General features: G+C 65.6%; 22 protein-coding genes. 6 read left to right on the top strand and 16 right to left on the bottom strand.

Annotation, left to right across the window (positions count from 1 at the left end; all coding sequences use genetic code 11):
- Positions 1-8 precede the first annotated feature (8 nt).
- Both BHK69_RS22510 and BHK69_RS22505 read right to left on the bottom strand, forming a co-directional pair.
- Complete coding sequence (locus BHK69_RS22510; protein ID WP_069692040.1) at positions 9-287, bottom strand: YiaA/YiaB family inner membrane protein; 279 nt, start codon at positions 285-287, stop codon at positions 9-11.
- A gap of 48 nt (positions 288-335) precedes the next feature.
- Positions 336-1,022, bottom strand: coding sequence for a PspA/IM30 family protein (locus BHK69_RS22505; RefSeq protein WP_069692039.1), 687 nt, complete (start codon positions 1,020-1,022; stop codon positions 336-338).
- 103 nt (positions 1,023-1,125) lie between these two features.
- Between BHK69_RS22505 and BHK69_RS22500 the strand changes: the two genes are divergently transcribed.
- On the top strand, positions 1,126-1,752 hold the full coding sequence (locus BHK69_RS22500) for a TetR/AcrR family transcriptional regulator (RefSeq protein ID WP_069692038.1): 627 nt from the start codon (positions 1,126-1,128) through the stop codon (positions 1,750-1,752).
- Between the two features lie 138 nt (positions 1,753-1,890).
- Here the strand turns inward: BHK69_RS22500 and BHK69_RS33235 are convergent, their stop codons facing one another.
- From BHK69_RS33235 to BHK69_RS22485, 4 genes are all read right to left on the bottom strand, one after another.
- Positions 1,891-2,028 (bottom strand): hypothetical protein, encoded by a 138-nt coding sequence (locus tag BHK69_RS33235; protein ID WP_244548286.1) that lies wholly within the window; start codon positions 2,026-2,028, stop codon positions 1,891-1,893.
- 34 nt (positions 2,029-2,062) lie between these two features.
- Positions 2,063-2,956 carry a LysR family transcriptional regulator gene (locus BHK69_RS22495; RefSeq protein WP_069692037.1) on the bottom strand — a complete coding sequence of 298 codons (894 nt, stop codon included), beginning with the start codon at positions 2,954-2,956 and terminating at the stop codon, positions 2,063-2,065.
- A 69-nt stretch (positions 2,957-3,025) separates the two neighbouring features.
- Positions 3,026-3,439 carry a cyclophilin-like fold protein gene (locus BHK69_RS22490; RefSeq protein WP_244548285.1) on the bottom strand — a complete coding sequence of 138 codons (414 nt, stop codon included), beginning with the start codon at positions 3,437-3,439 and terminating at the stop codon, positions 3,026-3,028.
- Positions 3,440-3,618: 179 nt separating this feature from the next.
- Positions 3,619-4,695 carry an alpha/beta hydrolase gene (locus BHK69_RS22485; RefSeq protein ID WP_069692036.1) on the bottom strand — a complete coding sequence of 359 codons (1,077 nt, stop codon included), beginning with the start codon at positions 4,693-4,695 and terminating at the stop codon, positions 3,619-3,621.
- Between the two features lie 330 nt (positions 4,696-5,025).
- Here BHK69_RS22485 and BHK69_RS22480 point away from each other — a divergent pair, with 330 nt between their 5' ends.
- Complete coding sequence (locus BHK69_RS22480) at positions 5,026-6,219, top strand: MFS transporter (protein WP_069692035.1); 1,194 nt, start codon at positions 5,026-5,028, stop codon at positions 6,217-6,219.
- Between the two features lie 173 nt (positions 6,220-6,392).
- Here the strand turns inward: BHK69_RS22480 and BHK69_RS22475 are convergent, their stop codons facing one another.
- From BHK69_RS22475 to BHK69_RS22455, 5 genes are all read right to left on the bottom strand, one after another.
- Entirely contained in the window at positions 6,393-7,889 is a 1,497-nt protein-coding gene (locus BHK69_RS22475; RefSeq protein ID WP_069692034.1) for a M81 family metallopeptidase, read from the bottom strand.
- A 46-nt stretch (positions 7,890-7,935) separates the two neighbouring features.
- Positions 7,936-8,781 carry an ABC transporter permease gene (locus tag BHK69_RS22470; RefSeq protein ID WP_069692033.1) on the bottom strand — a complete coding sequence of 282 codons (846 nt, stop codon included), beginning with the start codon at positions 8,779-8,781 and terminating at the stop codon, positions 7,936-7,938.
- Positions 8,782-8,820: 39 nt separating this feature from the next.
- Positions 8,821-9,753, bottom strand: a complete 933-nt coding sequence (locus BHK69_RS22465; RefSeq protein ID WP_069692032.1) for an ABC transporter permease — start codon at positions 9,751-9,753, stop codon at positions 8,821-8,823.
- A gap of 51 nt (positions 9,754-9,804) precedes the next feature.
- Entirely contained in the window at positions 9,805-11,403 is a 1,599-nt protein-coding gene (locus BHK69_RS22460; RefSeq protein WP_069692031.1) for an ABC transporter substrate-binding protein, read from the bottom strand.
- A gap of 61 nt (positions 11,404-11,464) precedes the next feature.
- Positions 11,465-12,343 (bottom strand): MurR/RpiR family transcriptional regulator, encoded by an 879-nt coding sequence (locus tag BHK69_RS22455; RefSeq protein ID WP_069692030.1) that lies wholly within the window; start codon positions 12,341-12,343, stop codon positions 11,465-11,467.
- A gap of 189 nt (positions 12,344-12,532) precedes the next feature.
- Here BHK69_RS22455 and BHK69_RS22450 point away from each other — a divergent pair, with 189 nt between their 5' ends.
- Positions 12,533-13,849: an NAD(P)/FAD-dependent oxidoreductase gene (locus BHK69_RS22450; protein WP_083269620.1), complete on the top strand. Its 1,317-nt coding sequence runs from the start codon at positions 12,533-12,535 to the stop codon at positions 13,847-13,849.
- A gap of 130 nt (positions 13,850-13,979) precedes the next feature.
- On the opposite strand, the gene BHK69_RS22445 is transcribed toward BHK69_RS22450, so the two are convergent.
- From BHK69_RS22445 to paoA, 4 genes are all read right to left on the bottom strand, one after another.
- Positions 13,980-15,089 carry an SGNH/GDSL hydrolase family protein gene (locus BHK69_RS22445; protein WP_158516261.1) on the bottom strand — a complete coding sequence of 370 codons (1,110 nt, stop codon included), beginning with the start codon at positions 15,087-15,089 and terminating at the stop codon, positions 13,980-13,982.
- Positions 15,090-15,709: 620 nt separating this feature from the next.
- Entirely contained in the window at positions 15,710-17,917 is a 2,208-nt protein-coding gene (gene paoC / locus BHK69_RS22440) for an aldehyde oxidoreductase molybdenum-binding subunit PaoC (RefSeq protein WP_069692028.1), read from the bottom strand.
- 4 nt (positions 17,918-17,921) lie between these two features.
- Positions 17,922-18,872 carry an FAD binding domain-containing protein gene (locus BHK69_RS22435; RefSeq protein ID WP_069692027.1) on the bottom strand — a complete coding sequence of 317 codons (951 nt, stop codon included), beginning with the start codon at positions 18,870-18,872 and terminating at the stop codon, positions 17,922-17,924.
- Entirely contained in the window at positions 18,869-19,519 is a 651-nt protein-coding gene (gene paoA / locus BHK69_RS22430) for an aldehyde dehydrogenase iron-sulfur subunit PaoA (protein WP_069693893.1), read from the bottom strand. The genes BHK69_RS22435 and paoA overlap by 4 nt, the downstream gene beginning before the upstream one ends.
- 463 nt (positions 19,520-19,982) lie before the next feature.
- On the opposite strand from paoA, the gene BHK69_RS22425 reads away from it, so the two are divergent.
- Positions 19,983-20,486 carry a hypothetical protein gene (locus tag BHK69_RS22425; protein WP_069692026.1) on the top strand — a complete coding sequence of 168 codons (504 nt, stop codon included), beginning with the start codon at positions 19,983-19,985 and terminating at the stop codon, positions 20,484-20,486.
- Between the two features lie 74 nt (positions 20,487-20,560).
- On the opposite strand, the gene BHK69_RS22420 is transcribed toward BHK69_RS22425, so the two are convergent.
- Positions 20,561-21,310, bottom strand: a complete 750-nt coding sequence (locus tag BHK69_RS22420) for a hypothetical protein (RefSeq protein WP_069692025.1) — start codon at positions 21,308-21,310, stop codon at positions 20,561-20,563.
- Positions 21,311-21,983: 673 nt separating this feature from the next.
- Here BHK69_RS22420 and BHK69_RS22415 point away from each other — a divergent pair.
- A complete protein-coding gene (locus BHK69_RS22415; protein WP_069692024.1) occupies positions 21,984-24,176 on the top strand; it encodes a mechanosensitive ion channel domain-containing protein in 2,193 nt (730 codons plus the stop codon).
- 2 nt (positions 24,177-24,178) lie between these two features.
- Positions 24,179-25,366: an alpha/beta hydrolase gene (locus BHK69_RS22410; RefSeq protein WP_083269618.1), complete on the top strand. Its 1,188-nt coding sequence runs from the start codon at positions 24,179-24,181 to the stop codon at positions 25,364-25,366.
- Positions 25,367-25,392: the final 26 nt, after the last annotated feature.

Here is a 25,392-nt window from a genome sequence, read left to right as displayed (position 1 = left end):
CGGGCGGCTCAGAGCGCCGGCTTGCCGACATCCATCAGCAGGCGCTCGGTGCGCGCATCCTCGATGCGGTTCACCAGGCGCGAGGCCTCGTGCATGTCACGCACCGTCTTGGTCATGGTCACGCAGGACTGGACGAGCATGACCGCGCCCATGCCGAGATAGCCCTTGGCCCACCAGTCGAGCGGCAGGAACAGGATGCCGGTGCCGACCATGACGGCGGCGGTGAAGAACGAGGCATAGGTGAAGCTGACCCAGGCGCCGCTATGGGGTTGGGAATTCTGGTTCATCGAAGATCTCCGTGCGTGAGAGGGAATTGGCAGGGGATTGGTGAATGGTCAGGCGGTGGCCATGCCGCGCAGACGGGCCAGTACGTCGTCGGCGGTCGGCTTCAAGCGCGGGCCGTAGCCGCGCGCGGCGAGCTTCTCCGTGACCGAGATTGTGGCTGCGCCGTCGAGCTCATCGAGCGCGAGATCGGCCGCCTCGGCTTGCGTCTGGCGCTCGCGCAGCCGCTTCAGCGTCTGCTCGGCCACTCCAAGCGTCGCCTCATGGGGCCGGGCGGCTTCCGTCCGGCCGCGCCGCATCTCGCGCACGGCCTCCGAGGCCCGCGCCAGGCGCCGGCCGCGATCGAGCTCGGCGATGCGCGTCTGGGCCTGGGCGAGATGGCGCCGCAGCCGCAGGATCTCCGTGGCGAAGAGGGCCTGCGCCGCGGCAGCGGCATCGCGATCGGCCTCCAGCGCCGCGATGGCTTCGGCGCCCTCGCGGGCCAGGATCTCGTCGCCGGCATGAAGCGCCGCGCCGACCCGGTTCTCCAGATCGACGACCCGGCCTTTGGTCGCCGCGAGGCGGGCGCTCTCCTGCTGGTCCTGGGCGATCGCCACAGCGAGGGCTTTCTTGGCCCGGTCGAAGGCGGCAGTTGCATCGCGCAGCTGCTGGTCGAGGATCAGCAGCGCGTTGCGGTCGGCGATGGCTTCGCCCGCCTCAGTGACGCTGCCGCGGAAGAGGGTCACAAACATCTTGAACATGGCTGGTTCTCCGTTATGAACGTTGTTCATGAACGTAGGAATGGCACGAACATGAACGTCGTTCAAGACATATTTTGAACAATGTTCAAAATCAGAATGAGACATGGTCAAGACGACGGAACGCCGCGAGCGGCAGCGCGAGGCCCTGGTGCTGGCGGCTGAGCGCGCCATTGCCGAGAGGGGGCTTGCAGGTCTCAAGGCGCGCGAGCTGGCGAGCGAGGTCGGCTGCGCGCTGGGGGCGATCTACAATCTCGTCCAGGATATGGACGAGCTCGTGCTGCGTGTCGGATCTCGAACGCTTGCACGGCTCGACGCCGCCCTGGCCGAGGCAACGCAAGGCCGCCGCTTGGATTCCAAGGAAGAGGCGAGCGCCCAGCTGGTCGCGATCGCGCAGGCTTACTGCCGCTTCGCGCGCGGGAACCTGCAGCTCTGGCGGACCCTGTTCGAGCATCGCATGGCGGAAGGCGCCATCGTGCCGGAATGGGCGATCAGCGAGCAGATGACGATGTTCCGCTACATCCTGGCGCCGCTGCAGCGGCTCCAGCCCCAGGCGGGCGAGGCCGATCTTGTCCTGCTGAGCCGAACCCTGTTCTCGGCCGTCCACGGCGTCGTCATGCTCGGGCTCGAGGAGAAGCTTGTGGCGGTGCCACAGCGCGACCTGGACCAGCAGGTCGAGCGGTTGGTGAATCTCGTCTGCGGTGGGCTTGCGAGCCAGATGCAACGCGCCTGATGCCAGCGCCCCGTTTGGAGCCTCCAGCCCTCATCCTGAGGAGCAGCCTGTAGGCTGCGTCTCGAAGGATGAGGACGCGAGTTTAGGATGGAGCCGGTGTTTCCAAACAGATCGGGGAATGCGGGAGCGACCCGACCATCATCGATCGAGCGGGAAGATCGGCTGGCGCACGTGGCGATAGGGCAGTTTGGTCAGGTCCGGCGTGCACAGCGCGCCGCTGTCGCAGACGATGGCCTTGCCGGCGATCGGCTCGAAGGCGGCCCGGACATGCTGCATCGACTTCAGCGCTACTACGCGTTTGGAATGCGCTTCACACGCGGTGCCTGAGTGCATCCAACAGCGCGACGAACGCCGGAGATGATTGCCGGCGGCTCGGATAATAAAGGTGGTACCCATCCCATGGCGGGGAGAATTCCTGGAGGACGCGGATCAGGCGGCCGTCGGCGACATAGGGAAGGATGATCTCCTCGGGGATATAGGCCAAGCCGAAGCCGTCCAGCGTCGCCTCGAGCGACTCGAAGGTGTTGTTGAAGGCGAGCTGGCCATCGACGCGTATCCTGATCTCGCGCCCATCTTCCTCGAATTCCCAGGCGTACAGGCCGCCAGAACTCGGCAGGCGAAAATTGATGCAGGCGTGACCGACCAGATCCTTGGGATGGGCGGGCTTCGTCCGGCCAGCGAAGTACGCCGGTGACCCGACCACCGCCAGGCAGAAATCCGGGCCGATCCGAGCCGAGATCATGTCCTTGGCGAGGTGCTCACCCATCCGGACGCCGGCATCGTAGCGCTCGGTCACGATATCGGTGAGGCCGTTGTCGAGGATCAGCTCGACCTTGATGTCCGGGTAGTGCGGCAGGAACGTCCTGATCTTGGGCCAGAGCACATATTTGATGGCGTAGTCGGCAGCGACGATCCGGATGGTGCCGGCCGGCTTGTCCCGCAGGTCGCCGAGGGCCTCGACCTGGGCCTCGATCTCGTCGAAATGCGGACCGATCCCGTCCAGCAGCCGTTCGCCGGCGTCAGTCAGGGACACGGCCCGGGTCGTGCGCGTCAGGAGGCGAACACCAAGGCGCGCCTCCAGTTGCCGCACGGTATGGCTCATGGCCGACTGCGACAGGCCGAACTTGGCTGCGGCCTTGGTAAAGCTGCGCTCCCGCGCGACCGCGAGGAACGCGACTAGCTCATTCACATTGTCACGCGGCACTCATGAAGCCCTTCATACCGGGAGCCAGATTGACGAGCGTGACAGCGATTGGCAACTCGTGGCCTCGGGCTATTTGGCGCGCTCGACCCGGATCGACACCGCGCCCGGGCGATCGAATATGGAGGCGCCACCCTTCACCTGCCCGAGGATGACGATTCCAGGTTGGGGAACCTGTCCGTCGCGGTAGTAGACCACGAAGTGGTCAGGCCCCCACAGGCCGAGCGTCCCGTTCTTGAACTCGCGCTGTCGTGGGGACGTGGGGAGAGGCGATGGCAAGTTGCCGGTCTTCTCCTGGCGAAGATGATCGCTCATATCGATGGTCAGCGGCAGCATTGGAATGAGCGCCTTGGTCGCTGCGTTGTCGGCGAACTCGGCAGTGACCGAGCCCCATTCCGATGAGATCGTGATGCGTTCCTGGGCCATGGCGTTACCGATCATTGCGAGCGTGACGATGCCTGCGATCTGCGTGGTCTTGAACAGCATTTTCTATGGCTCCCAATGGACGATCGAGAGCCGGAAGTATCCGCGCTCTCGATCCAAGACGTGTCCAGGGGCGAGCGTTAGAGCGTTTTCGAGCGAAGTGGACACCGTTTCGCGTGAAGAAAACGCATTCAAACAAAGAACAGGAGCTGTTGAACGATCCAGTTGGATCGGAAACGGCTCTAGGCTGACAGATTGCGATCGAAGAAGCTCTTCAGCTTGTCCCAAGGGATGAGGTTGACCCGGTCGTAGAGGTCGACGTGGCCCGCATTCGCCACGATGAAGAGCTCCTTGGGCTCACTCGCCCTGGCATAGGCATGCTCGCTGAAGATGCGCGAATGCGCCTTGTCGCCGGTAATGAACAGGACCGGACGGGGCGAGATCCAGCCCAGCCGCTCATACGACCAGAACTGCATCATCTGCGCGTCACTGGTGGTCGAGAACGCGGTCGTCGAGCGCGCATGCTGGCCGCGAGGGGTGCGGTAATAGTCGAAGAACTCGCGATCGATCTCGGTCGAGGCCGCCGTGATCGCCTGAGGGGTACCGATCACCATCGTCCGCTCCGCGCCATCGACCTCGGCCCAGCGCTGCGCGGCGACCTTCTCCAAGGATTTCCTGATCGAGGCCTCGTCGGCTGCGGCCGAAAGTCCCTGACGCTTCGCCTGGCCGATGTCGTACATGCTGACGGTTGCCACCGCCTTGATGCGCGGATCGATCTCCGCTGCTGCGAGCCCGAAGCCGCCACTACCGCAGACGCCGATCAGGCCGATGCGCTCGCGATCCACGAATGACAGCTTGCCGAGGTAGTCGACGCCGGCGCTGAAGTCCTCGACCAGCGCCTCCGAGGACGCGATCTCATGCGGCTGGCCGCCGCTTTCACCGACATAGGAGGGATCGTGCGCGATGGCGACAAACCCTCGCTCCGCCATCGTCTGGGCATAGAGGCCCGATGCCTGCTCCTTGACCGCGCCGAAAGGCGTGCCGACAACGAGCGCCGGATACCGCCGGGAGCGTTCGAGCCCCTTTGGGAGGTAGAGGTCGGCGACGAGGGTGATTCCGAGCCGATTGGCATAGGACACCTTGCGATGCTCGACCCGATCGCTCTTCGGGAAGGTCTTGTCCCAAGCCAGCGTCTGCTGGGCCATGGCCGGCGCGGCCATGTTGGACGCCAGGCCCAGCGCGGCGAGTCCGGTTAGTTTCAACATCTCGCGCCGCTGGGTCAGCGCCGTTCCGGTTTCCTTCGTCGCATCGCCGTTCATGTCGTTCGCTCCTGTTGCTGGCAGCAACCTAAGCGATGCGGCGGGAATGAATTAGCCGGGTGAATTCGCTTGTCATCAGAAAATAAGCTCATCAATCGAGCTGTCGCCAGGCTGGTCGATTGAGAAGCCGTGCTCATGATTGCAAGCCGTTCGGCATGGCTATTCGCTGAAATTGCCAGGCCTTAGGTTGAACCTCAACCGATCCAAGCCACTCGCGCCGACGATGCTCGCGCGTCTGAGCTGGGCTCCGCAGGCGCAGCCATACCAAAACCCTGAGTGACGTTGGCGCGCCTACGGCGGGTCGACGAACGACGACCGCGAGGCACCCCGATGCAAGTTCATGTTCCCGCCAATACTGTCGATCTACGTGAGGCCTCCGCACCATGGAGCGCCGTCTGCGCGATGTCGCTATGTGCCTTTGTCCTGGTGGCGTCCGAGTTCATGCCGGTGAGCCTGCTGACGCCTCTGGCAAGCGAGTTGGGGCTGACCGAGGGCCAGGCCGGACAGGCCATCTCCATTTCAGGTATTTTCGCGGTGGCGACGAGCCTCGGCATTTCATGGGTGACCCGGCGGCTCGACCGAAAGCGCGTTCTGTTGTCCCTGACAGCATTGATGATCGTGTCTGGCGCTCTGGTTGCACTCGCGCCGAGCTATGCCCTGCTGATGCTCGGCCGCGCCTTGCTGGGCATCGCCATTGGCGGCTGCTGGTCGATGTCAACGGCGGTTCTGATCCGCATCGTGCCCAAGGCCAGCGTGCCCAAAGCCATCGCCATCCTTCAGGGCGGCAGTGCGTTCGCCTCAACCGTCGCGGCTCCGCTGGGAGCCTTCATCGGCTCGCTCATCGGCTGGCGCGGGGCCTTCTTCAGCGTGGTTCCACTCGCCGCGATGGCGCTGATCTGGCAGGCAATGACCCTTCCGGCATTGCCGAGCGAGCGCAAGCGCGGCACCGGCAACGTCCTCTTGCTCCTGGCTCAACCCAAGATCGCGGTCGGCATGACCGCGGTGGCGCTTCTGTTCATGGGGCAGTTCACCCTCTTCACCTATCTGCGACCGTTCCTCGAAACCGTGACGCGCGTCGATGTCTCGACCCTCTCACTCATCCTGCTGGGAATCGGGGTCGCAGGTCTTGTCGGGACCATGGCTATTGGCGAGCTCATCGAGCGACACCTGTACGCGACGGTCATTGCCATTCCGCTGCTGATGGTCGTCATCGCAGTGGGCCTCGTCGTCTTCGGGGGCTGGGTCGTCGGCGCGGCGGTGCTTTTGGGGGCCTGGGGCCTCCTCGCGACGCCGGCTCCGGTCGGGTGGTTCACCTGGCTGTCGCTCAGCTTGCCGGAGGATGCGGAGGCAGGGGGCGGACTCATGGTTGCCGTGATTCAACTCGCGATCACGCTGGGGGCCACGGTCGGCGGTCTTCTTTATGACGCCGCGGGCTACGAGGTGACATTCGGCCTCAGTGCCGGCATTCTTGCTTTGGCTGCGGCGTTGGCCATCCTTACAGGACGGACGGCTCCGGCTAGTTAGGGTCCGGGACCGCGCGCCGGACCGCCTCCATTGCAGTAGGCCGATCAGTGCGCGTGGCTGACAGCAATCCGGCGGTGCGAAGAGATCTCGGCGGGACAAAGCGGGGAGGGGCCGGCAAGCGCCGTTCCGGCCTTCGCAATGGCCGGAGCGAGCGGCTGCTACCGCGCCATCATTTATCGAGCGGCAAAATCTGGATCGAGCGGGTAGATCGGCCGACGCACGCGGCGATAGGGCAGCTTGGTCAGATCCGGCGTGCACAGCGCGCCGCTGTCGCAGACGATGACCTTGCCGGCGATCGGCTCGAAGGCGGCCCGGAAATGCTGCATCGACTTCAGCGCCACCACGTGTTTGGCCGCGGGATCGATACCGAAGGCGCGAAATTGCTGCAGGTCGTTCATCTGCGCCCGGATCGTGGTGACCAGGATCTCGATATCGCCGACGCGCAACACGGCGCAGGGCCCCCAGCTCGCATGCAGACCGCCGAGCATCGGGCCGTCGCCGACATAGTCGCCGTCGCTCAGGCTGACGAGCGTGCCGGTGAGGGCAAGCGGCCCGCCGCCGATCCCGGGATCGACCTTGCCGCCGAGCCTGACCGACACCGTCGATCCCGGCTGCGCCTTGTGCAGTTCGGCCGCGGCTTGGGGATCGACGATCGGGCCGAAGCAGGCCTCCTTCAGATCGGCCTCGATCATGGCTTTCAGCAGCCCGGTCGCGTCGCCATAGCCGCCGCCGCCGGGGTTGTCGGCGTAATCGGCGATGATCAGCGGGCCTGATGTCGCGACATAGGCGGCCGCCTCCGCGACGGCGTCTGCCACCAGCAGGAAGGGCGTCACCATCTCGAAGCGGCGCTGCCACATATCCTCGACCAGCGCCTCGGCGAAGCCGCGATGACGATCGAGATCGCCCTGGCAGGTGACGAGCACGGTCGGGCCGACCTCGGCGATATCGGCATTGCCGAAACCGCCATTGACGCTGACGGCGAAGACGCCCGGCTCCTGTTCATAGGCCTTCGCCTTGGCGATGCGCGCGACCATCGGGCCGATATCGGTGCGCCCGCCATTGACCTCCTCCAGCATCGGCCGCTCAGCGCGCAGCGTCACCGGCCTGATCTCGCCCGCCATGGTGCGCTGCAGGATGCCGGCTGCCAGCCGCCCGGTCTCGCGGACATCGACATGCGGATAGGTCTTGTAGGAGACGACGATGTCGGCCAGTTCCGTCATCGCCCGGGTGACATTGGCATGGGGGTCGAGCGTGACGCCGATCGGCAGTTTGGGGCCAAGCACGGCGCGCAGCCGCTTGAGCAATTCGCCTTCGCCATCCTCGGAGAACTCCGTCACCATCGCGCCGTGCAGGCCGAGCAGCACGCCGTCGATCGCCCCGGCATGGGCCTTGGCCGCATCGACGATGACATCGGCGATGCGGTCGAAGGCGTCACGCGTCACCGGGCCGCAGGGCTGGGCGGCGGCGCTGATCGCATGGATCACCCGCCAGCCGGCCGGGCGACCGATATCGAGGAAGCCGGCGATCGGCGTATTGGCCTCGCCGCGCTCCGCGATGGCGGCGTCGCCTAGCCTGATGCCGCGATCCGTGAAGGCGGCGTAATCGGCCGGGCAGCGGCTGAAGGTGTTGCTCTCATGCGAGAACTCTGCGGTCAGCACGGTGAAGCTCATGGCGTTCCCTACGATCCCTGGTGTTTGTCTTGGGTGATGCGGCGCGTCAGCCGTCGCGCAGCGAGGCGCGGATATCGAGCGCCTCGATCAGCGCGTCCCCGAACAGGTTGATGGCGATCACGGTGGTGGCGATGACGAGCCCGGGAAAGATGATGATCCAGGGCGCGATGAAGATCTGCGCCGTGCCGGAGCTCATCATCGCCCCCCAGCTCGGGACTGGCGGCTGCGCGCCGAGCCCGAAGAAGCCCAGCGTCGCCTCGAGCACGATGGCGTCGCCCGTCGCCAGCATGCCGGCGACGATGACCGGGGTCATCGCATTGGGCAGAAGATGGCGGAAGAGCACGCGGCCGGGATGGGCGCCGGCCGCCACCGCCGCATCGATGAAGAGCTCGCCCCGCAGCGCCATCACCTGCGCACGCGTCAATCGGGTGAACTGGGCGAGATAGGCGATCGCGATGGCGATCGCGGTGGAATGCAGCCCCGGGCCCAGGATCGCGATCAGGATCAGCGCCAGCAGGATCTCGGGGAAGGACCAGGTCAGGTCGACGAGGACGGTGACGACGCGGTCGAAGACGCCGCCGAAATAGCCGGCGGCGGCGCCAAGCGTCGCTCCCGCGAGCACCGACAGCGCGATCGACAGCACGCTGACGCTGAGCGAGGTGCGCGCGCCCTGGATGATGCGCGAGAGCAGGTCGCGCCCGAACTCGTCGGTGCCGAGCCAATGCGCCGGGGAGGGCGACGTATTGGCGATCGAGAGCTGCTGGGCGGCATAGTCGTAAGGCGCGATCCAGGGCGCGAAGATGGCGCAGCAGACGAGCGCGATCAGGAACAGCGCGCAGATGGCGCCGCGCGGCGAGCGGGCAAGGCGGGCGGCCAGCGACGGACGGCTCATCGTGCAGCCCTCATCTTGTAGCCCTCATCTTGCACCCGTTCATCTCGCACCCATGGCTTCGCGCAGGCGCGGATCGAGCGCCGCCTGAGCCAGGTCGCCGAGCAGCGTGCCGAGCATCACCGCGATGGCGAGCATCAGCAGGCAGCCCTGCACTAGCGGATAGTCGCGCTGGCCGAGCGCGGTGATCAGCAGCGAGCCGAGGCCCGGCCGGGCGAAGACATATTCCACGGTGACGGCGCCGCCGAGGATCCAGCCGATGCGCAGGCCCAGGATCGTCATCACCGGCAGCATCGCCTGCTGGAGCACATGGCGCAGCTGGATGCGCCAGAACGGCAGGCCCTTGGCCTGGAGCACCCGCACGAAATCGCGGCCGGCGATCTCGATCATCGCGGCGCGGGTGACGCGGGCGATCAGCGCCGTGCCGCCGATGCCGATGGTCAGCGCCGGCAGGACCAGCGCGTCCCAGCTGCGCGCGCCGGAAACCGGGAACCATTCGAACTGCACGGCAAACATCAGGATCATCAGCAGCGCCAGCCAGAAGCTCGGCAGCGTCGAGCCGAGCAGGATGAAGCCCATCACCGCCCGGTCGAACAGGCTGTCGCGGAAGGAGGCGGCGAGCACGCCGGTGACGATCCCCACCGTGGTGGAGAAGATCAGCGCCGCGCCGCCGAGCGCCAGGCTGTGCGGCATGTTCTCCGCGATCAGCCGCGCGACCGGCTGGCGCATCACGATGGCGTCGCCGAGATCGCCCGTGACGAGTTTGGCGAGCCAGCGCCCGTACTGCACGAGCAGCGGCTGGTCGAGGCCGTAGCGGGCGATCATCCGCGCCCGCTGCTCGGGCGAGGAGCCGACCTGGATCAGATGCTCCAGCGGATCACCCGGGACGAGGTGGATGATCATGAAGATCACCAGCGAGACGGCGAGGAACACCGGTATCAGCATGGCGAGCCGCCGGATCGCGAATTGCAGCAAGGCGCTCTCCCCTATGCGGCCGGGACCGGGCTCGGTTCGCTTGGGCTCAGTTCAGTTTGCCGGAGCAATGTCGAGCATGGTCGGCCCGTAGAGCCCGGTGCCGCGGATCTCCTGCGGCAGCACGATGCGCTTGCCATAGGCCAGGCTCTGCGCCGGCTGGTAGATCGGCGCGAAGGCGTACTGCGACAGCACATATTCATGATAGCGGGTGAAGTTCGCGACGCGCTCGTCCCAGCTCTTGGACTTGTTCATCGCGATGTCGTTCAGCCGCTCCGCCTCCGGGTCGTTGAACATCGAGACATTGGGGTAGCCGGCGCGCTTGGCCGCGAAGAACCAGTCGACGATGTCGGCATTGGTCCACTGATAGGCGCGGATCGCGAGCTGGTGCTCGGTCTTCTTGCGGTACTGCGCATTGATCGAGCCGGCATCGATGATGCTGATATCGGCCTGCATGCCGACAGCCTTGAGCTGAGCCTGGACGATCTCGACGAGGCGCTTGAACTCGGTGCCGTTCTGGGTCCAGAGCTTGACCTCGAGGCGCTTGCCGTCCTTGACGCGGATGCCGTCAGGGCCTGCCTTCCAGCCGGCTGCGTCGAAGAGTTTTCTCGAGCGCTCCGGGTCGTAGGAGATCTTGTATTTCGGCTCGACCTGCGACTCCTTCAGCGAGGCGATCAGGAAGGTGTCCGCCGCCGCGCCATTACCGCCATAGAGGCTGGTCAGGATCTCCTTCTGGTTGACGGCGAAGGCGGTGGCCTCGCGCAGCTTGACGTCGGTGAACGGCTCGACGCTGGTGTTGATCGGCATATAGACCAGCTCATTGCCGGGAAGGGTGACGAGCTTCACCGCCTTGTCGGCCTGGATGCGCGGCAGGAAGTCGGTCGGGACATTGACCAGCATATCGGCGCCGCCGGTCTTCAATTCGAGATAGGCGGTCGATTCCTCGGCGATTTCGCGGAAGGTCAGCTTCTTGAACTTGGCCGGCCCGCGATTGGCCGAGAGGTCGGACGCCCAGGCATAGTCGTCATTGCGCACCAGCACGGTCTGCTGGCCGACGCTGAATTGCTGCATCTTGTAGGGGCCGGTGCCGATGGCATCGGTCACGCCGAAGCTGTCGCCGAGCGCCGTGTAGGATTTCGGCTCGGGAATGCACATGAAGGATGTGGCGAGGTTGAACAGCAGGTTCGGGTCGGGGCGCTTCATGTGGAAGCGCACGGTCAAATCGTCGACGACCTCGACACGCTCGATCGCCTCCACGGTGAAGGCGTTCTCGGTGCCCTTGAACTGCGGCACCCACCATTCGATCGTCCGGGCGTTGAACGGCTCGCCATTGTGGAACTTGACGCCGGGCTTGAGCTTGAAGGTCCATTGCATGCCGTCGGGGCTGGCTTCCCAGGAGGAGGCGAGCTGGCCATGGAAGCTCTGGTCGGCGTCCTGCACGACCAGACGGTCGAAGATCAGCGTCGTCGCCGTATTGAGCTTGGTCGCCTTGGTCGGATTGTAGGTCGGCGCGCCGACGAGGCGCGCGGTCATCACGAAGGTCGCCTCCTGCGCCTGCGCGGTGGTTGCGGCCAGGCCTGCGAGGCCCAAGCCTGCGAGGCCCAAGCTCGCGAAACCCATGGCCAGCAGGCTGCGTGTCATCATCGTCTTCATCCCGTTTCCCCTTTTTGTCGTGAGATGCTGCGCAGGCATGGAAGGCTTGGAAGGCGGCCCGTCAGTCGAGCGGGCCGGAATTGTCGCCGACATGGCCGGTGAAGCGGCCATAGAGCTCCGCCATCCGGTTCAGCCGCTGCTCGACCTGCGGGCCGAGCTCGACGAAGACGGCGTTGATCAGGAGGTTGCTCAGGCTCGCCATCTGGGCGGTCGAGTCCCAGAACAGGTTGAACTCGGTCGAGACGACCAGCATCTCGTCGACCAGCCCGCGCCCCCAGTCGCAGAAGGAATCGGTGACGAGCGTGGTCGCGATGCCGGCAGCCTTTGCTTCCCGCGCCAGCACTTTTGCCATGCGCGAATAGCGCCGCGCCTCGAAGATCACCAGGCAGCGCCCGGGCTCGTCCGGGAGCAGGAGCTCGGAGAAATTGCCGGCGGCGAGGTCGACGAGATGCACGCCGTCGCGCAGGTATTGGAGCTGGTTGGCGAGGTATTGCGCCAGCCCGCGCTCGGTCTGGAAGCCGGTGATGTAGACCACGGGCGCGCTGGCGAGCCGGCGCGCCACGCGCTTCCACTCCTCGCTCTGGGCAAGCTCGTAGAGCCTGACGAGGCCGGCGATCTCGAGCTCGAGGCTGCGCGCCAGCTGGTCGTCCCCGGCGCGGCTGCGCTGCTGGAAATCGCGCAGCCGGTCGCTGATCAGCCAGGGGCTGTCGCCGATCTCATCGGCGAGGCTCGCCTTGAGATCCTTCAGGCTCCTGTAGCCGAGCGTCCGGCAGAAGCGCCCCACCGTCGGCTCGCTCAACGAAACCTTCTCGGCCAGGCTCGCGGCCGTCTCGAATGGCAGGCTCGGCATCCGCGCCAGCATGTAGCTCGCCAGCGCCTTGTCGGCGCGGGAGCCCCCAGTGAGGCAGGCCTGCAATCTCTGGCGGAGTGTCTGCGACATCGGAACTCCCGGCGATGTCGCAATCAAGAAATTTTTCTATCACGCTGTCAAAGTATTTTTATTTTCTTGCAAATCACTATGGTTTGAGGCTCGTCTGTGGCTATGCCCCAGGCAGCCATGCCTCAAGCTGCGCGCGCCCCAAGCCGCTGCTCAGCGTTGGGCGATAGGGAGACGGCTCTGCCCGGCGCGATGACGACTGCAACAGAACAGGCGCAAACAGGGCAGGCCGGAATACGCCAGGCGCAGACACGACAGGCCCAGACACGGCAAGCCGACGTGATCGTTCTCGGGGCCGGCATCATCGGCGTCAGCGCGGCCCTGCATCTGCAGGAGCGCGGCCGCAGCGTCCTGCTGGTCGATCGCGGTGAACCGGGAGGGCAAACCAGCCATGGCAATGCCGGGCTGATCGAGCGCTCCTCCGTCGTCCCCTACGCCTTCCCGCGCGATCTCGCGACGCTTGCCGCCTTCGCCTCGAACCGTTCCATCGCCGTGCGCTACCGGCCGGCGACGCTCTTGCGGATGGCGCCCTGGCTGGCGCGCTACTGGTGGAATTCGGCGCCGGAGCGGCTCGACAGGCTGGGTCGCGCCATCCTGCCGTTGATCGAGCGCAGCATCGATGAGCATCGACACTGGGCGGTGGCCGCCGGCACGGAAGCGCTGATGCGCGGCGAGGGCTGGGTCGAGCTCTACCGGAACCCGCGCGCGCTCGAGCAGGCGGTTTCCGCCGCGGCGGGCTTGCACGGCTACGGGCTCACCTATGATGTGCTGGACCTTGAGACCTTGCGCGCCCTGGAGCCTGCTTTGCTGCTCGGCGCTGCCGCAGGCGCCTTGCATTGGCGCGACCCCGTCACCGTCAGCGATCCCGGTGCGGTGACGCGCGCCTATGCCGGGCTGTTCGCCGCGCGCGGCGGCACGCTGGTGAAGGCGGACGCGCTGGAGTTGCGCCAGGAGGGTGCGCAATGGCGCCTGCCAACCGAGGCCGGAGACTGGCGGGCAGCGGAGGTCGTCGTGGCGCTCGGGCCCTGGTCGGGCGATCTCTATGAGCGCTTCGGCTATCGCTTCCCGCTCGCTTTCAAGCGCGGCTACCATATGCATTACGCCGCCGTGAACGAGGCTGTGCCGCAGCACCCGCTCTGCGATGCGCAGGCGGGTTTCGTGCTGAGCGCGATGCAGCGCGGCATTCGCCTGACCACCGGCATCGAGCTTGCCGGCCGCGACGAGCCCTCGGACAACTGGCAGCTCGACCAGGCGGAGACGATCGCGCGGCGGATCATGCCGCTCGGCCAGCGCCTGGATGCGCAGCCATGGCGCGGCGCGCGCCCCTGCCTGCCCGACATGCTGCCGGTGATCGGCCGGGCTGCCCGGCATAGCGGCCTGTGGTTCGCCTTCGGCCACGCCCATCACGGCTTCACCCTGGGCCCAGTCACCGGGCGGCTCCTGGCGGAAGCGATGACCGGCGCGCCGGCCTTCTGCGACCTCAAACCCTTCGCGGCCGATCGCTTCTAGGCAAGGACTGGTCTAGGCGAGGACCGGCCTGACGGTGAAACCGGGCGACGGGGTCGGACAGCAGAGGCAATCAGAAACCGGCGAGCGCGACCATGTCCGCCATCATGTCAGGAATTGAGTGCTGACCTGCTCACTGGGTGGTGACGAAGCGTGCCACTTCCTCGTCGCTGATCGGTGTCAAAGGCAGGTCGAAGGCCTCGCGCAGGCGCATGACAAGCGATTGTGCCCATAGCGCATTCCAGACAAGACCGCCGTGATGATCCGCCAGCTCCGCATTAGTGGGCTCGTCCCCGACTGTGTTGGTTACGCGCAGCTTTCCGCCAATGGTGACTGTCTTGAATGCCGCAGTGCCGTCAGGGGCGCGCCTGCCCCAAAGGCCCTCAAACCAGGCTCCGAGATCGAAGAAGGCGATGCGTGCGTCGGTACTGGCCAGCTCGCGTAACTGGGCGTTGAAGTCGTCGAAGGCGGTTTGAATGTTGGCGATGGCTGCGGCGGGATAACGTTTGTCGATCGCCGGTTCATTGACCTCATTATCCGTGCCGACCAACAGGATGCGGGTCTTGGGATGAGCGGCATGGATCAGGCGTATGGCAGCCGCGATCTGTTCCGCGCAATACGCTGCCGCAGCACGCACCCTGGGCGCCCTGGGATCGCGCGCCTGGTCATCCAGCAGCGCCGACCAGTCGTTGTTGCCGATCCGGATGACGACGACGCCGTTGCGCCAGCGCCCAGGGTCATGGTCCATCAGCTCCACCAGTCGCGGCGCCTGAGAATGACGCTGTAGCGGACCACCCATCAAATTCCTGCAAGTGGCGCCGGAATTCGCGAAATTATAAAGGTAATCCTCCTTCCTTGGCGTCCGGCCGGCATGCAGCCCGATCAAATCGCGCAACCAGGCTATTTGGTCAGCCCGTCCCCAGCGTACCCACGGTCCGGGATTGAGCTCATGGCCGCGCAGGCGCGCCAACGCTTCGGTCCACTGGAAGGTACGGGCGTGGAACACGCCGCCACGGTCGGCGGAGCCCGGCGGGAAGCTCAGGCTATCCTGATAGGAATGGCTGCTGGAATCACCGAGAATCGCCAGCGCGATCATGGTCGGTGGCGAATTGTCGGCCGGGGTGGCGCTGTCCCACGCGACCAGGATGGCCAGGCCCAGAGCAGTGAGGCCGAGCACAGCACCAAGTCCCGTCATCGCGCCAAGCGCGTATCTCGACCACGCGCTGGCCAGGGCGGCTTTCATCGGTACGAGCGGTCTCCGGATTCCCCTTTCTTGCATGAAGTCGGGCTTCCTTTTGCGCTCGGCTGCAGCTTGGCGTCGCACTCATGCGGCTCGACCGGAGCGAGCCTACTCCTATAGCTGGGGTGATCCTCGGCTTATCAAAGGGGAGGGGCCGGCCGGAGTGCCAAGCATTGCACCACGCATCCGGCCCACCCGATTGTCGAGGTCGTCAGACCATGCGCTTGATCTCGATATAGGCTCCGTTGGTCTTCAGCCGGATCGTGACATCCTTGTTGCCACGGTTGCGCCAGAACCAGCCATGAGCGCCGTCGCCTTCGGCCACGCCCATCACGGCTTAATCCTGGGGCCGGGCATCGGGCGGCTCCTGGCGGAGGCGATGACCGGCATGCCGGCTTTCTGCGATCTCAAGCCCTTCGCGGCCGATCGATGAGGGCTGAGGAAAGCTCAAACATTATGTCTTGCAGCCGGGTGAAAGGCCTTCCCACTCCGGCAGGAGTGCCTGCTTTGGCGGCGTGATTCCGACGCCGGATTTTGTTTTGCAAATAGTGCGGCTCTGAGTTTCCAGATGCTGGCCTGACCCGGACATAAGCACGTAACGGAGATGGGCCCAATCCCGTACCTCAGCTCACCGATGGCAGCTTGTCGAGCAGCTTGTCCAAGGTGATCGGATAATTGCGCACGCGCACGCCGGTGGCATTGTAGACCGCATTGGCGACCGCCGCTCCCACACCGCAGATGCCGAGTTCGCCCACGCCCTTGGCCTTCATCGGTGACGACATCGGGTCGGTCTCATCGAGGAAGACGACGTCCTGGTGGGGGATGTCGGCGTGGACGGGAACCTCGTAACCCGCCAGGTCGTGATTGACGAAGAAGCCGCGGCGCCGGTCGATGACGAGATCCTCCATCAGGGCCGCGCCCGCGCCCATCGTCATCGCGCCGATGACCTGGCTGCGGGCGGATTTGGGGTTGAGGATGCGCCCCGCCGCGCAGACGGCGAGCATGCGCCGGAGCCGGACCTCGCCGGTGGCGGCGTCCACGCCGACCTCGACGAAATGGCCGCCGAAGGTCGATTGCTGGTGCGTCTTGTCGAGGTCGCCGAACTCGATCGTATCCTCGACGGCGATATCGGCCTCGCGCGCGGCAAACGCCAGCGGGACGGCGCGATTGCCCGATCTCACGGCGCCATCTTCGAACACCGCATCGGCCGTGTTGATTCCGAGTTTTTGCAGCACGGCCTCGCGCAGTTTGACGCAGGCCGCGTAGACGCCCGCGGTCGCCGAGTTTGCTCCCCACTGGCCGCCGGAGCCGGCAGAGACAGGGAAACTCGAGTCGCCGAGTTCGACCTTCACCTTGTCGATGGCCAGGCCCATCATTTCTGCGGCCGTCTGGGCGATGATGGTGTAGCTGCCGGTGCCGATGTCGGTCATGTCGGATTGGACCGTGACGGTGCCGTCGCGATCGAGCCGGACCCGTGCGCCGGACTTCATGACGAGGTTGTTGCGGAAGGCGGAGGCGACGCCGATGCCGACGAGCCATTTGCCGTCCCGGACGGTAGCTGGTGTCGCTGAGCGCTTGTCCCAGCCGAAACGCTCCGCACCCAGGCGCAGGCACTCGACCAGGCGGCGCTGCGAGAACGGCCGCTGCGGCTTCTCCGGATCGACCTGGGTGTCGTTGCGAATGCGGAACTCGATCGGGTCCAGGCCGAGTTTCTCCGCCATTTCGTCCATGGCGATCTCCAGCGCCATCAGGCCCGGCGCCTCGCCCGGTGCGCGCATCGCATTGCCCTCGGGAAGATCGAGGACCGCTAGCTTCAGCGAGGTCATCCGGTTGGCGCCGGCATAGAGCAGGCGCGTCTGCTGCGTCGCGACCTCCGGCCCGCCATCCTTCAGATCCCCGGACCAGCTCTCATGTCCGATCGCGGTGATCTTGCCGTCGGGCGTCGCGCCAATGCGAATGCGCTGGATCGTCGCCGGACGGTGGGTGGTGTTGTTGAACATCATCGGCCGCGTCAGGGCGACCTTGACCGGCCGCCCGGCCGCCCGCGCGCCCAGCGCCGCCAGCAGCGCGTCGGCGCGGTTGAAAAGCTTGCCGCCGAAGCCGCCGCCGATGAAGGGCGAGATCAGCCGGACGTTCTCCCTGGGAATGCCCAGCGTCTTGGCCATGTCACCCGCACTCCAGGCGATCATCTGGTTCGAGGTCCACAGCGTCAGCTTGTCGCCCTCCCAGCGCGCGATGGAGGCGTGCGGCTCCATCATCGCGTGGGCCTGATCGGGCGTCGAATAGCTCTGGTCGAGTTTCACCGGCGCGGCGGCGAAGGCGCCCGCGAAGTCGCCGACGGCCGTCTGGGTCGGTGTCTCCCCGTCGGCCGGCGCATCGGGAGCGCTGTCCATGACGGCGGCGAGATCGAAGCTGCCCTTCGCGTCCGAATAACGCACTTTGACCAACTGCGCGGCAGCGCGGGCCTGCTCGAAGGTCTCGGCTACGACGAGAGCCACCGCCTGATGGTAGTGCTGGATCTCCGGGCCGCCCAGCAGGCTGGCGGTGTTGTATCTGCCCTTGTCGAGCTTGCCGGCGCTCTGCGCTGTGACGATGGTCAACACGCCGGGCGCCTGCCGCGCGGCGGCAAGGTCCATTCCGGTGATCCGGCCCTTGGCGATGGCCGAGCCGACGACATGGCCATAGGCCTGGTTCGGCGCGACATCGTGCTGCTCATAGGCGTAGCGGGCCGTGCCGGTCGCCTTGCGCGGCCCGTCGATCCGGTCCAGCGGCTGCCCGATGACCTTGAGCCTGTCGATTGGATTGGTGGTGGCTTGTGTGTCGAACTTCATGGCTTCAGGCCCTCGCTTCGACAAGCACGGCGGCGAGCGTGCGCTCGACCAGCGGAAGCTTGAAGGCATTGTCATGGGTGGTTCTGGCATTCGCCAGCAGGCGCTCCGTCACGGCCTTGGCGCCTTGCGGCAACTGGGCCTCCGCCGCCTCGATCCGCCACGGCTTGTGGGCGACGCCGCCCAGGGCAACGCGCCCGCTGCCGTCGCGCTGCACGATCGCGCCGACCGAAATCAACGCGAATGCATAGGACGCGCGGTCGCGCACCTTGCGATAGACATGCTTGCCGCCGACCGGCCTGGGTAAGGTCACCGCCGTGATCAGCTCTCCCGGGGCGAGGGTGGTTTCAAGGTGGGGCGTCTCGCCCGGCGCCCGATAGAATTCGGCGATCGGCAGGCTGCGCGTTCCGCCATCGGACCTCACCGTCTCGACCTGCGCGTCCAGCGCCCGCATCGCAACCGCCATGTCGCTGGGATGGGTGGCGATGCAGGCATCGCTTGCGCCCACCACCGCGAGGGACCGGCTGAAGCCGCCCAGCGCCGAGCAGCCGGTGCCGGGCTGCCGTTTGTTGCAGGGCTGGTTGGTGTCGTAGAAATAGGGGCAGCGGGTGCGCTGCAGCAGGTTGCCGGCCGTCGTTGCCTTGTTGCGGAGCTGGCCCGAAGCGCCTGCCAGAAGCGCGCGCGACAGCAAGCCGTAATCGCGCCGGATGCGCGCATCGGCCGCGAGATCGGTGTTGCGTACAAGCGCGCCGATCCTCAGGCCGCCATCCTGTGTCGAGGCGATGGTGTCGAGCGCCAGGCCGTTGACGTCGATCAGGTGGCGCGGGGTCTCGATCTCGAGCTTCATCAGGTCGAGCAGGTTGGTCCCGCCGGCGATGAAGCGCGCATCCGGGTTTCGGGCGGCGGCTGACGCAGCCTGCGCCGGCGTGGCGGCACGCTCATAGGTGAAGGATTTCATGCCTTCCTCCCGGACACTTCGGTGATGGCGTCGACGATGTTGGAATAGGCGCCGCAGCGGCAGATGTTGCCGCTCATGCGCTCCCGGATCTCGGCTTGCGATCCTTCGGGAAGGGCAGTCAGGTCGGCGCTGACTTGGCTGGGGATGCCGGCCTTGATCTCGTCGAGAACGCCGACCGCCGAGCAAATCTGGCCTGGCGTGCAGTAGCCGCACTGAAAGCCGTCATGCCTGACGAAGGCGGCCTGCATCGGATGCATGTCGGCGGGCGTGCCGAGGCCCTCGATCGTGGTGATGCGCTCGCCCTGATGCATGACGGCGAGCGTCAGGCAGGAATTGATGCGCCGGCCCTCGACAAGGACGGTGCAAGCGCCGCACTGGCCGTGATCGCAGCCCTTCTTCGTGCCGTTCATGCGGAGATTTTCCCGCAGCGCGTCGAGCAGCGTCGTCCGCGCATCGAGGTTGAGCTCGCGTTGCGCGCCGTTGACCTCGAATGAAACAGGCAGGATGACGGAGCCCAGGCTGGCAGCGCCGGTCTCCGTCGGGGTTTGTGCGGCGAGCCGCGAGGCGGATGATGTCGTCGCAACCGCGGCTGCGGTGCCGACCAACACGTCGCGGCGCGTCGCCGCCAGATCGGTGGGTAAATTCATGCTCACTCCGGAAAAACCGACGCTTGCAGCGACCTCGCGCTGACCGACGATCGCCATGGAGAACTCGCCCATGGGAGGACACGCCGTCGCGATGCCGCGCTTCGCGGATGCCTGACCCCCTAACTGCTCAGAGCTTGGAAGCGTTCCAGAAGCAGAGCCGATTGGCCTTATGAGACAGGCTCATCAATCCGGCGCCGTTCCGAGATCAGCGAGTTGCGGCTCGTGGAAGTCCCTGCGATCCTATGCGGAAATACGCAGCCTGCTTCGCGGCCTGGCGGCCGGGAAGGTCGGCACAGGCAGCCAGCTGGGCGGCGCAGCATCGGGGGGGGCCACTCGACTTTCACGCCGGCCGGGCTTTCTCAACGACGCCGGCGCTCGCCAGACACGCCCTGACCAGACTTGCCGCAACCAGACTTGCCGCAACCAGACTTGCCATGAGCGGCGCGGCTCTGCACCATCCGGCATGCCCCGTCGCGCAATTCTCGCGGCTTTCCGGAAGGAGGCCGTCTATCTTGGTCTCCTGGCTGTCCAGACCGCAGCGGCGACGGTGCTGTTTTGGGTGATGTTTCCGTTGTTTCGTCAGATGATCCTGCGGATAGGCGAACCGCAGCAGGTGAGCCGCCTCGTCGAGCTGGAAATCGTGTTGGCGACGTTGATCCTGCATTGTGCCTACTGGGCGCGATATCGCTGGGTCGCGGTGGTGGCGCCGGTCCACAGCCCCTTCCTCGGTCATCTCGTCCAGTTTGCCGGGCGCTCCAGTTTCTTCTTTGGCAGCGCGGTGTTCTCGGTACTGTTCTTCCGGCACCTGCCCGAGCTCGCCGCATTGCCCTCGCTCGACCAGGCCCTGGCCAGGGGCTTTATCGTGCTCTGGGTGCTGTTTGCTCTGTTCTGCTATTCGCTCGAGCTCGACCGGCTTGGCAAAGCCATCGAGGAGCTGCCGAAGCCGGAGCCGCCCAGCCAGAGTTGAAAAGAGGCGGATCTGGAGCTGACGTACCCGGCCGGCGCGCTGTCTGCGGGGTTCGCGTGACCTTTGGCCGAAGCTCAGCGTTTCCGGGTCAGGTAGAGCGGTACGGAGAGGACGAGCTGGATGGAGGTGCTGGTCTTGCCGGTCGTGCTCCGCGACAGCGCGCCAGCCAGCCCCACGCCGAAAATCTTGTTGTCGGCGGCATCGTATTTCTCGAATTCCATGACCGCAAAGACCTGCCGAACCGGCGTGGCGCGAATGACCGTGCCGAGATTGCCGCCGCCAAAGGTGGCGTAGCCGGCCTTTCCCGTCAGCTTCCAGCCGGCCTCCCACTGATGATAAGCCCCGACATAGCCGCCATAGAGCGGTTGAAGTTGGCCCGGCCCGGAATTGACGGTGACATAGGTCAGCCCGAGGCCTGCGATGAGGCCGCGGTGTCCCGCCTCGTCGAGGGCGTAATCCGCATCGATCCCCCCTGACCATGTCGTCGTCAGAGCCGATCCTGCGGGAATTCTGACAGGCCGGGACGCCGAACCGGAGACCGAAAGCTCGGGGACAAACCGACTCTGCTCGATGAAGGTATAGTCGAAACCGGTGCTGAAGCTGCCGATGGCCAGCTGCGACCATGGCGTGGAAGCCGTCTTGGAGCTGCTGAAATCGAAGCCTGCATAGACGCTCAGATCGTCGGTGATGTCGATGGTCAGCGGGGCATCGATGGAGAGGGACTTGCTGGAGCTGCCCGTGATCGAGAAAAAACCGCGCCGGCCAATAATGAAACTGTTTCCCGGCGATCTCGCCATTGTCGCGGAGGTGTCGATATAGATCACCGGTCCTGTCGCTGACGGCTCGGCCTCTGAGGCGGTCGCCTCCCTGCCAGGCCGCTCTTCGGCAAGGCTGGCCGGGGCGGGAAGGGCGCATGCGACCGCCATCAGGACCCGGTGGAGAGCCCGGCTGAACGGTGCCGGCCGCCGCGCGCCACCAGAGGCATGCGCTCTCGGGACATGCGCTCTTGGGACGTGAGTTGCCTGCATATGAGTTCCTGGAACATCAGCTCCGCATTCCCTAGCGCTGGCCCCGCCCTGCCCTAATTTCCCAGCCCAACATGCGCTAAGGCTCCTGCACATAAAACTTGACCTTGCGGATGCCGTGAAGCTTGTCGACGCGGTTCGCATCGACTAACCTTGGCCCTATAGGAGGCTTCGGTCAATTGAGCTGGCGCTCTATAATTTTCATATGTAAAATGGTAGGCTGAAAACTTATCAGTGATGAAATTAGTCTGCCTAAGCAGATATTGCCAGGGGTTGTCGAATTTCATTCTATAAAGCGGCGGACAATATCGGCGATATGGGCCTGCTTGCCACAAATGACTTCAGCTATTTTTCTGACCTGGTGGCCGGTGGGCGTGCGTCAATGTCTGCTCAGAAACAATTCAGCAAGCGCCCATCTAGGTCAGCTTTAAGGTTTCTGGCGCTCGCGCCTCTATTCTGCCTGTTTTTATGTTTGCACGCCCTCTCGCTTCCAGCGCTCGCCCAAACCCCGGCTCCGCCCACCGGGATCAGCCAGGAACAGTTCGACGCACTTGTCGAAGCTATCGGTCGATCTGTCGTCGAGAAGCTGAAGGCTCCCGCGTCCGCGCCGGCGGCGAGAGGAGGGGCCTCGGACGCCGCCGGTGCCGCGACGCCGGATCCGCTCGAAACCCGGGTAGCGCAATTCGTCGACAGAGGCGCTGCCGCGCTGGCGGCTTTCCCTGAACTCGGCCGCCGGCTGGCGGAATTTCCCCGGCTGATCGTCCAGGCCGGCGATGGCCGCGGATTATCGGCGTTTCTCCTGCTCCTGTTCATCTCCGCGGCGCTGGCGCTCACCGTCGAACGGCTCGTGGCGGCGCTGTTCGGCGGCCTGCGAACGCGCCTTGGTGCAAGAGTCGCCGCGACATCCGGCCCTTCTGCGCTGCTGCCGATCGGCGGGATCCTGGTGCTCGATCTTGTCGGCGTCGCCGCCGTCTGGCTCGTCAGCTATGGCGCGATCGGCATCTGGTTTTCCCGCGGCGTCGGCCAGGACAAGCTGGCGGCCGCGGTCCTGGCGGGGATCTTCGCCTGGCGGCTTTACATGCTGGCTTTCCGCTTCGTGCTGCGGCCAGGCCTCGCCGGCGCCCGCCTCGCGGCAATGGACGATGGCGAAGCCGCTGCCCTGTATCGCCGCATCACGCTGATCGTCCTCCTGATCATGGTCCTGCGGATCGTGATCCGCCTGCTGATCGCGACCGGGACCCCGGCGGAGGCGATCGCCGCCGGCCAGATCCTGGTGACGAGCCTCGTGCTGAGCTTCGTCTTCTGGATGGCCGCGCGCTCGCGCATCGCCGTCGGCCGCTGGCTGGCCGGGCTGGCCTCGGCCCCAAACAGCCTGGCCGGCTGGCTGGGCGCTCACTGGCTCACCGTCGCGGCGCCGCTTTTCCTAGCGCTCGGGCTCACCCAGATCTACGGCGCCGTGGTCGCGCGCTACACCGTGCCCAACGCCGTGCTCCTGACGCTCAATGCGCTGATCGCATTGATCCTGTTTCAAACGCTGGCACGCTACCTGACCCAGCCACGCCCGGCGGCCGTGCCTGACGTCGCAGAGGGCGAGCCGACCGCTGAGCCCGCCGCCGATGCGGCGGCGATGCCGTCTCCGCGCGGTTTTACCGATGTCGTCATTCGCTGCATCCGGACAGCCATCCTGCTCGCGATCATGGTCTTCGTCGCGCAAAGCTGGATTGTGGATGTCTTTGCGCTCGTCGACGAGCAGGGCTGGCGGACGCTCGCCCGTTCGTCCCTCGCCACAGCCGTGACGCTGTTCCTTGCCTTCGTAGCCTGGGAGCTGGTCGATTTTTTCACCCGCGCGACACCGGCGACGGCCGCCGACGCCGCGGCCGGAGGGGAGGGCGGCGGCTCCGGCTCCCGCCTTGCGACCATGCTGCCGCTGTTGCGGGTCGTGCTCGCGATCACGATTTGCGTGCTGGCCCTGCTCATCGTGCTCTCGGAGGTGGGGGTCAACATCGCGCCGCTCCTGGCCGGGGCATCGGTGTTCGGGCTGGCTTTGTCCTTCGGCAGCCAGGCGCTCGTCCGCGACATCGTCTCGGGAATATTCTACCTGAGCGACGATGCCTTCCGCATCGGCGAGTACATCGATTGCGGCAAGGCGAAGGGGTCCGTCGAAGGCTTCACGCTGCGCTCGATCCGGCTGCGCCATCAGAATGGCCAGGTCCACACCATTCCGTTCGGTCAGCTCGGCCAGATCACCAATTTCAGCCGGGACTGGGCGACCGTTAAATTCAACCTTCGCTTCAAGCGCGACACCGATCTCGAGAAACTGCGCAAGACGGTCAAGAAGATCGGCGACCAGATGCAGGCGGACCCCGAATTCGCCAATGATTTCATCGCCCCGCTGCGCATGCAGGGCGTTGCCGACATCTTGGACAATGCGATCCTTGTTCGCTTCAAATTCACCGTCAAACCGATCCAGCCGAGCTATGTCCAGCGGGTCGCGGTGAAGACCATGGTCACGACCTTCCCGACCGTGGGGATCGAATTCGCGGACTCGATGGTCGCGGTCCAGACGATGGGTGCAGGCGGCGATCAGGCCGCCGCGGCGGCCGCGAGCTCGGCCCAGAATCGATCGCGGGCCGAACTGGCGCTGTCTGCGGAGGAAGGAGCGTGACGATGCATGTGGCGCAGCCCCTGGCCGACGCATTCCTCGCCCGAGCGATCGCATGGTGCCGCGCAGCGTTTTGCTCCGCATTTTTGATCACGCTCCTCACGGCCTGCGCCTCGCGCCCGGAGACGGGCTTCCTCAGCCCGGTCGCCGGGCCGGGCTCGGGGGCAACCGAACACGTGCTGCTGGTTGCGACGACGCGCAAACGCGACGATCGGCCCGGGACGCTGTTTGGCGGCGAGCGGGGCTCGCCTCTCGACTTCGCCAGGATCAGCATATCGGTTCCGCAGGCTCACAAGGCCGGAGAGATCGAGTGGGCGTCGGCCGCCCCCGGAAGTGCGAAAACCGATTTCGTGGTCCGTCAGGCGGCCTATCTCGACGGCGAAAAGGACTTCGTCCGCTCGCTCAACGCCCAGCTGGCCACGCGTCCGCGCGGCAGCCGCAAGGTGCTGCTGTTCATCCACGGCTATAATACGATGTTTGCCGAGAGCGTGTACCGCTTCGGCCAGATCGTCCACGATTCCAAGACGCTGGCCGTGCCGGTGCTGTTCACCTGGGCGTCGCGCGGTGCGCTGACGCAATATGTCTACGACAACAACAGCGCCACGACGGCGCGGGACGATCTGGAACGCACCATACGCCTGATCTTTGCCAGCGACGCCGAGCAGGTCAACATCCTCGCGCATTCGATGGGCAATTGGGTGACCGTCGAGGCGCTTCGGCAGATCAAGATCTCCGGACGCCTGCCTGATGGCGGCAAGCTCGGCTCGATCTTCCTGGCAGCGCCCGATATCGACATCGATGTCTTCAAATCGCAGATGCGGCGCTTCGGGAAGCCGCGCAAGCCCTTCTATATCGTGCTGTCCAAGGATGATCAGGCGCTGCGGGCGTCCAGCTTCATCGCCGGCGGCGGCAATCGCGTCGGAGCCGACGGCAATACCGAAGAACTCGCGGCGCTGGGCGCCGTCGTCATCGACCTGACGGATGTGAAGGCGCTGGACTCGTCCAACCATGGCAAGTTTGCCCAGTTGGCCGAGATTGCGCCCCGTCTATCGGCCGTACTCGAGAACGGCATCTCCGGAGGCGCGGACAACGCGAACCCGGCGCAGACCGCGGTCGGTGATGCTGTCGGGGCGATCGTATCCCTGCCCATCACGATCCTAGGCGCACCGATCAAAATCATAACAGGCCGCTGAAGACCGCTTCGAACGAAGCATCACGG

The organism is Bosea vaviloviae (assembly GCF_001741865.1).
Classification (GTDB): domain Bacteria; phylum Pseudomonadota; class Alphaproteobacteria; order Rhizobiales; family Beijerinckiaceae; genus Allobosea; species Allobosea vaviloviae.
The sequence above is the reverse complement of the archived record's forward strand: the minus strand, read 5'-3'. Positions and strand labels throughout refer to the sequence as shown.

Coding starts and splice junctions, on each gene's coding strand:
- paoA (WP_069693893.1), bottom strand. CDS start 19,519: ATGAATTTACCCACCGATCTGGCGGCGACGCGCCGCGACGTGTTGGTC.
- BHK69_RS22435 (WP_069692027.1), bottom strand. CDS start 18,872: ATGAAATCCTTCACCTATGAGCGTGCCGCCACGCCGGCGCAGGCTGCG.
- BHK69_RS22505 (WP_069692039.1), bottom strand. CDS start 1,022: ATGTTCAAGATGTTTGTGACCCTCTTCCGCGGCAGCGTCACTGAGGCG.
- BHK69_RS22475 (WP_069692034.1), bottom strand. CDS start 7,889: ATGAGCTTCACCGTGCTGACCGCAGAGTTCTCGCATGAGAGCAACACC.
- BHK69_RS22450 (WP_083269620.1), top strand. CDS start 12,533: ATGACGACTGCAACAGAACAGGCGCAAACAGGGCAGGCCGGAATACGC.
- BHK69_RS22490 (WP_244548285.1), bottom strand. CDS start 3,439: ATGCTGTTCAAGACCACGCAGATCGCAGGCATCGTCACGCTCGCAATG.
- BHK69_RS22480 (WP_069692035.1), top strand. CDS start 5,026: ATGCAAGTTCATGTTCCCGCCAATACTGTCGATCTACGTGAGGCCTCC.
- BHK69_RS22470 (WP_069692033.1), bottom strand. CDS start 8,781: ATGAGCCGTCCGTCGCTGGCCGCCCGCCTTGCCCGCTCGCCGCGCGGC.
- BHK69_RS33235 (WP_244548286.1), bottom strand. CDS start 2,028: ATGCAGCATGTCCGGGCCGCCTTCGAGCCGATCGCCGGCAAGGCCATC.
- paoC (WP_069692028.1), bottom strand. CDS start 17,917: ATGAAGTTCGACACACAAGCCACCACCAATCCAATCGACAGGCTCAAG.
- BHK69_RS22500 (WP_069692038.1), top strand. CDS start 1,126: ATGGTCAAGACGACGGAACGCCGCGAGCGGCAGCGCGAGGCCCTGGTG.
- BHK69_RS22485 (WP_069692036.1), bottom strand. CDS start 4,695: ATGAACGGCGATGCGACGAAGGAAACCGGAACGGCGCTGACCCAGCGG.
- BHK69_RS22455 (WP_069692030.1), bottom strand. CDS start 12,343: ATGTCGCAGACACTCCGCCAGAGATTGCAGGCCTGCCTCACTGGGGGC.
- BHK69_RS22460 (WP_069692031.1), bottom strand. CDS start 11,403: ATGAAGACGATGATGACACGCAGCCTGCTGGCCATGGGTTTCGCGAGC.
- BHK69_RS22425 (WP_069692026.1), top strand. CDS start 19,983: ATGCCCCGTCGCGCAATTCTCGCGGCTTTCCGGAAGGAGGCCGTCTAT.
- BHK69_RS22510 (WP_069692040.1), bottom strand. CDS start 287: ATGAACCAGAATTCCCAACCCCATAGCGGCGCCTGGGTCAGCTTCACC.
- BHK69_RS22445 (WP_158516261.1), bottom strand. CDS start 15,089: ATGAAAGCCGCCCTGGCCAGCGCGTGGTCGAGATACGCGCTTGGCGCG.
- BHK69_RS22410 (WP_083269618.1), top strand. CDS start 24,179: ATGCATGTGGCGCAGCCCCTGGCCGACGCATTCCTCGCCCGAGCGATC.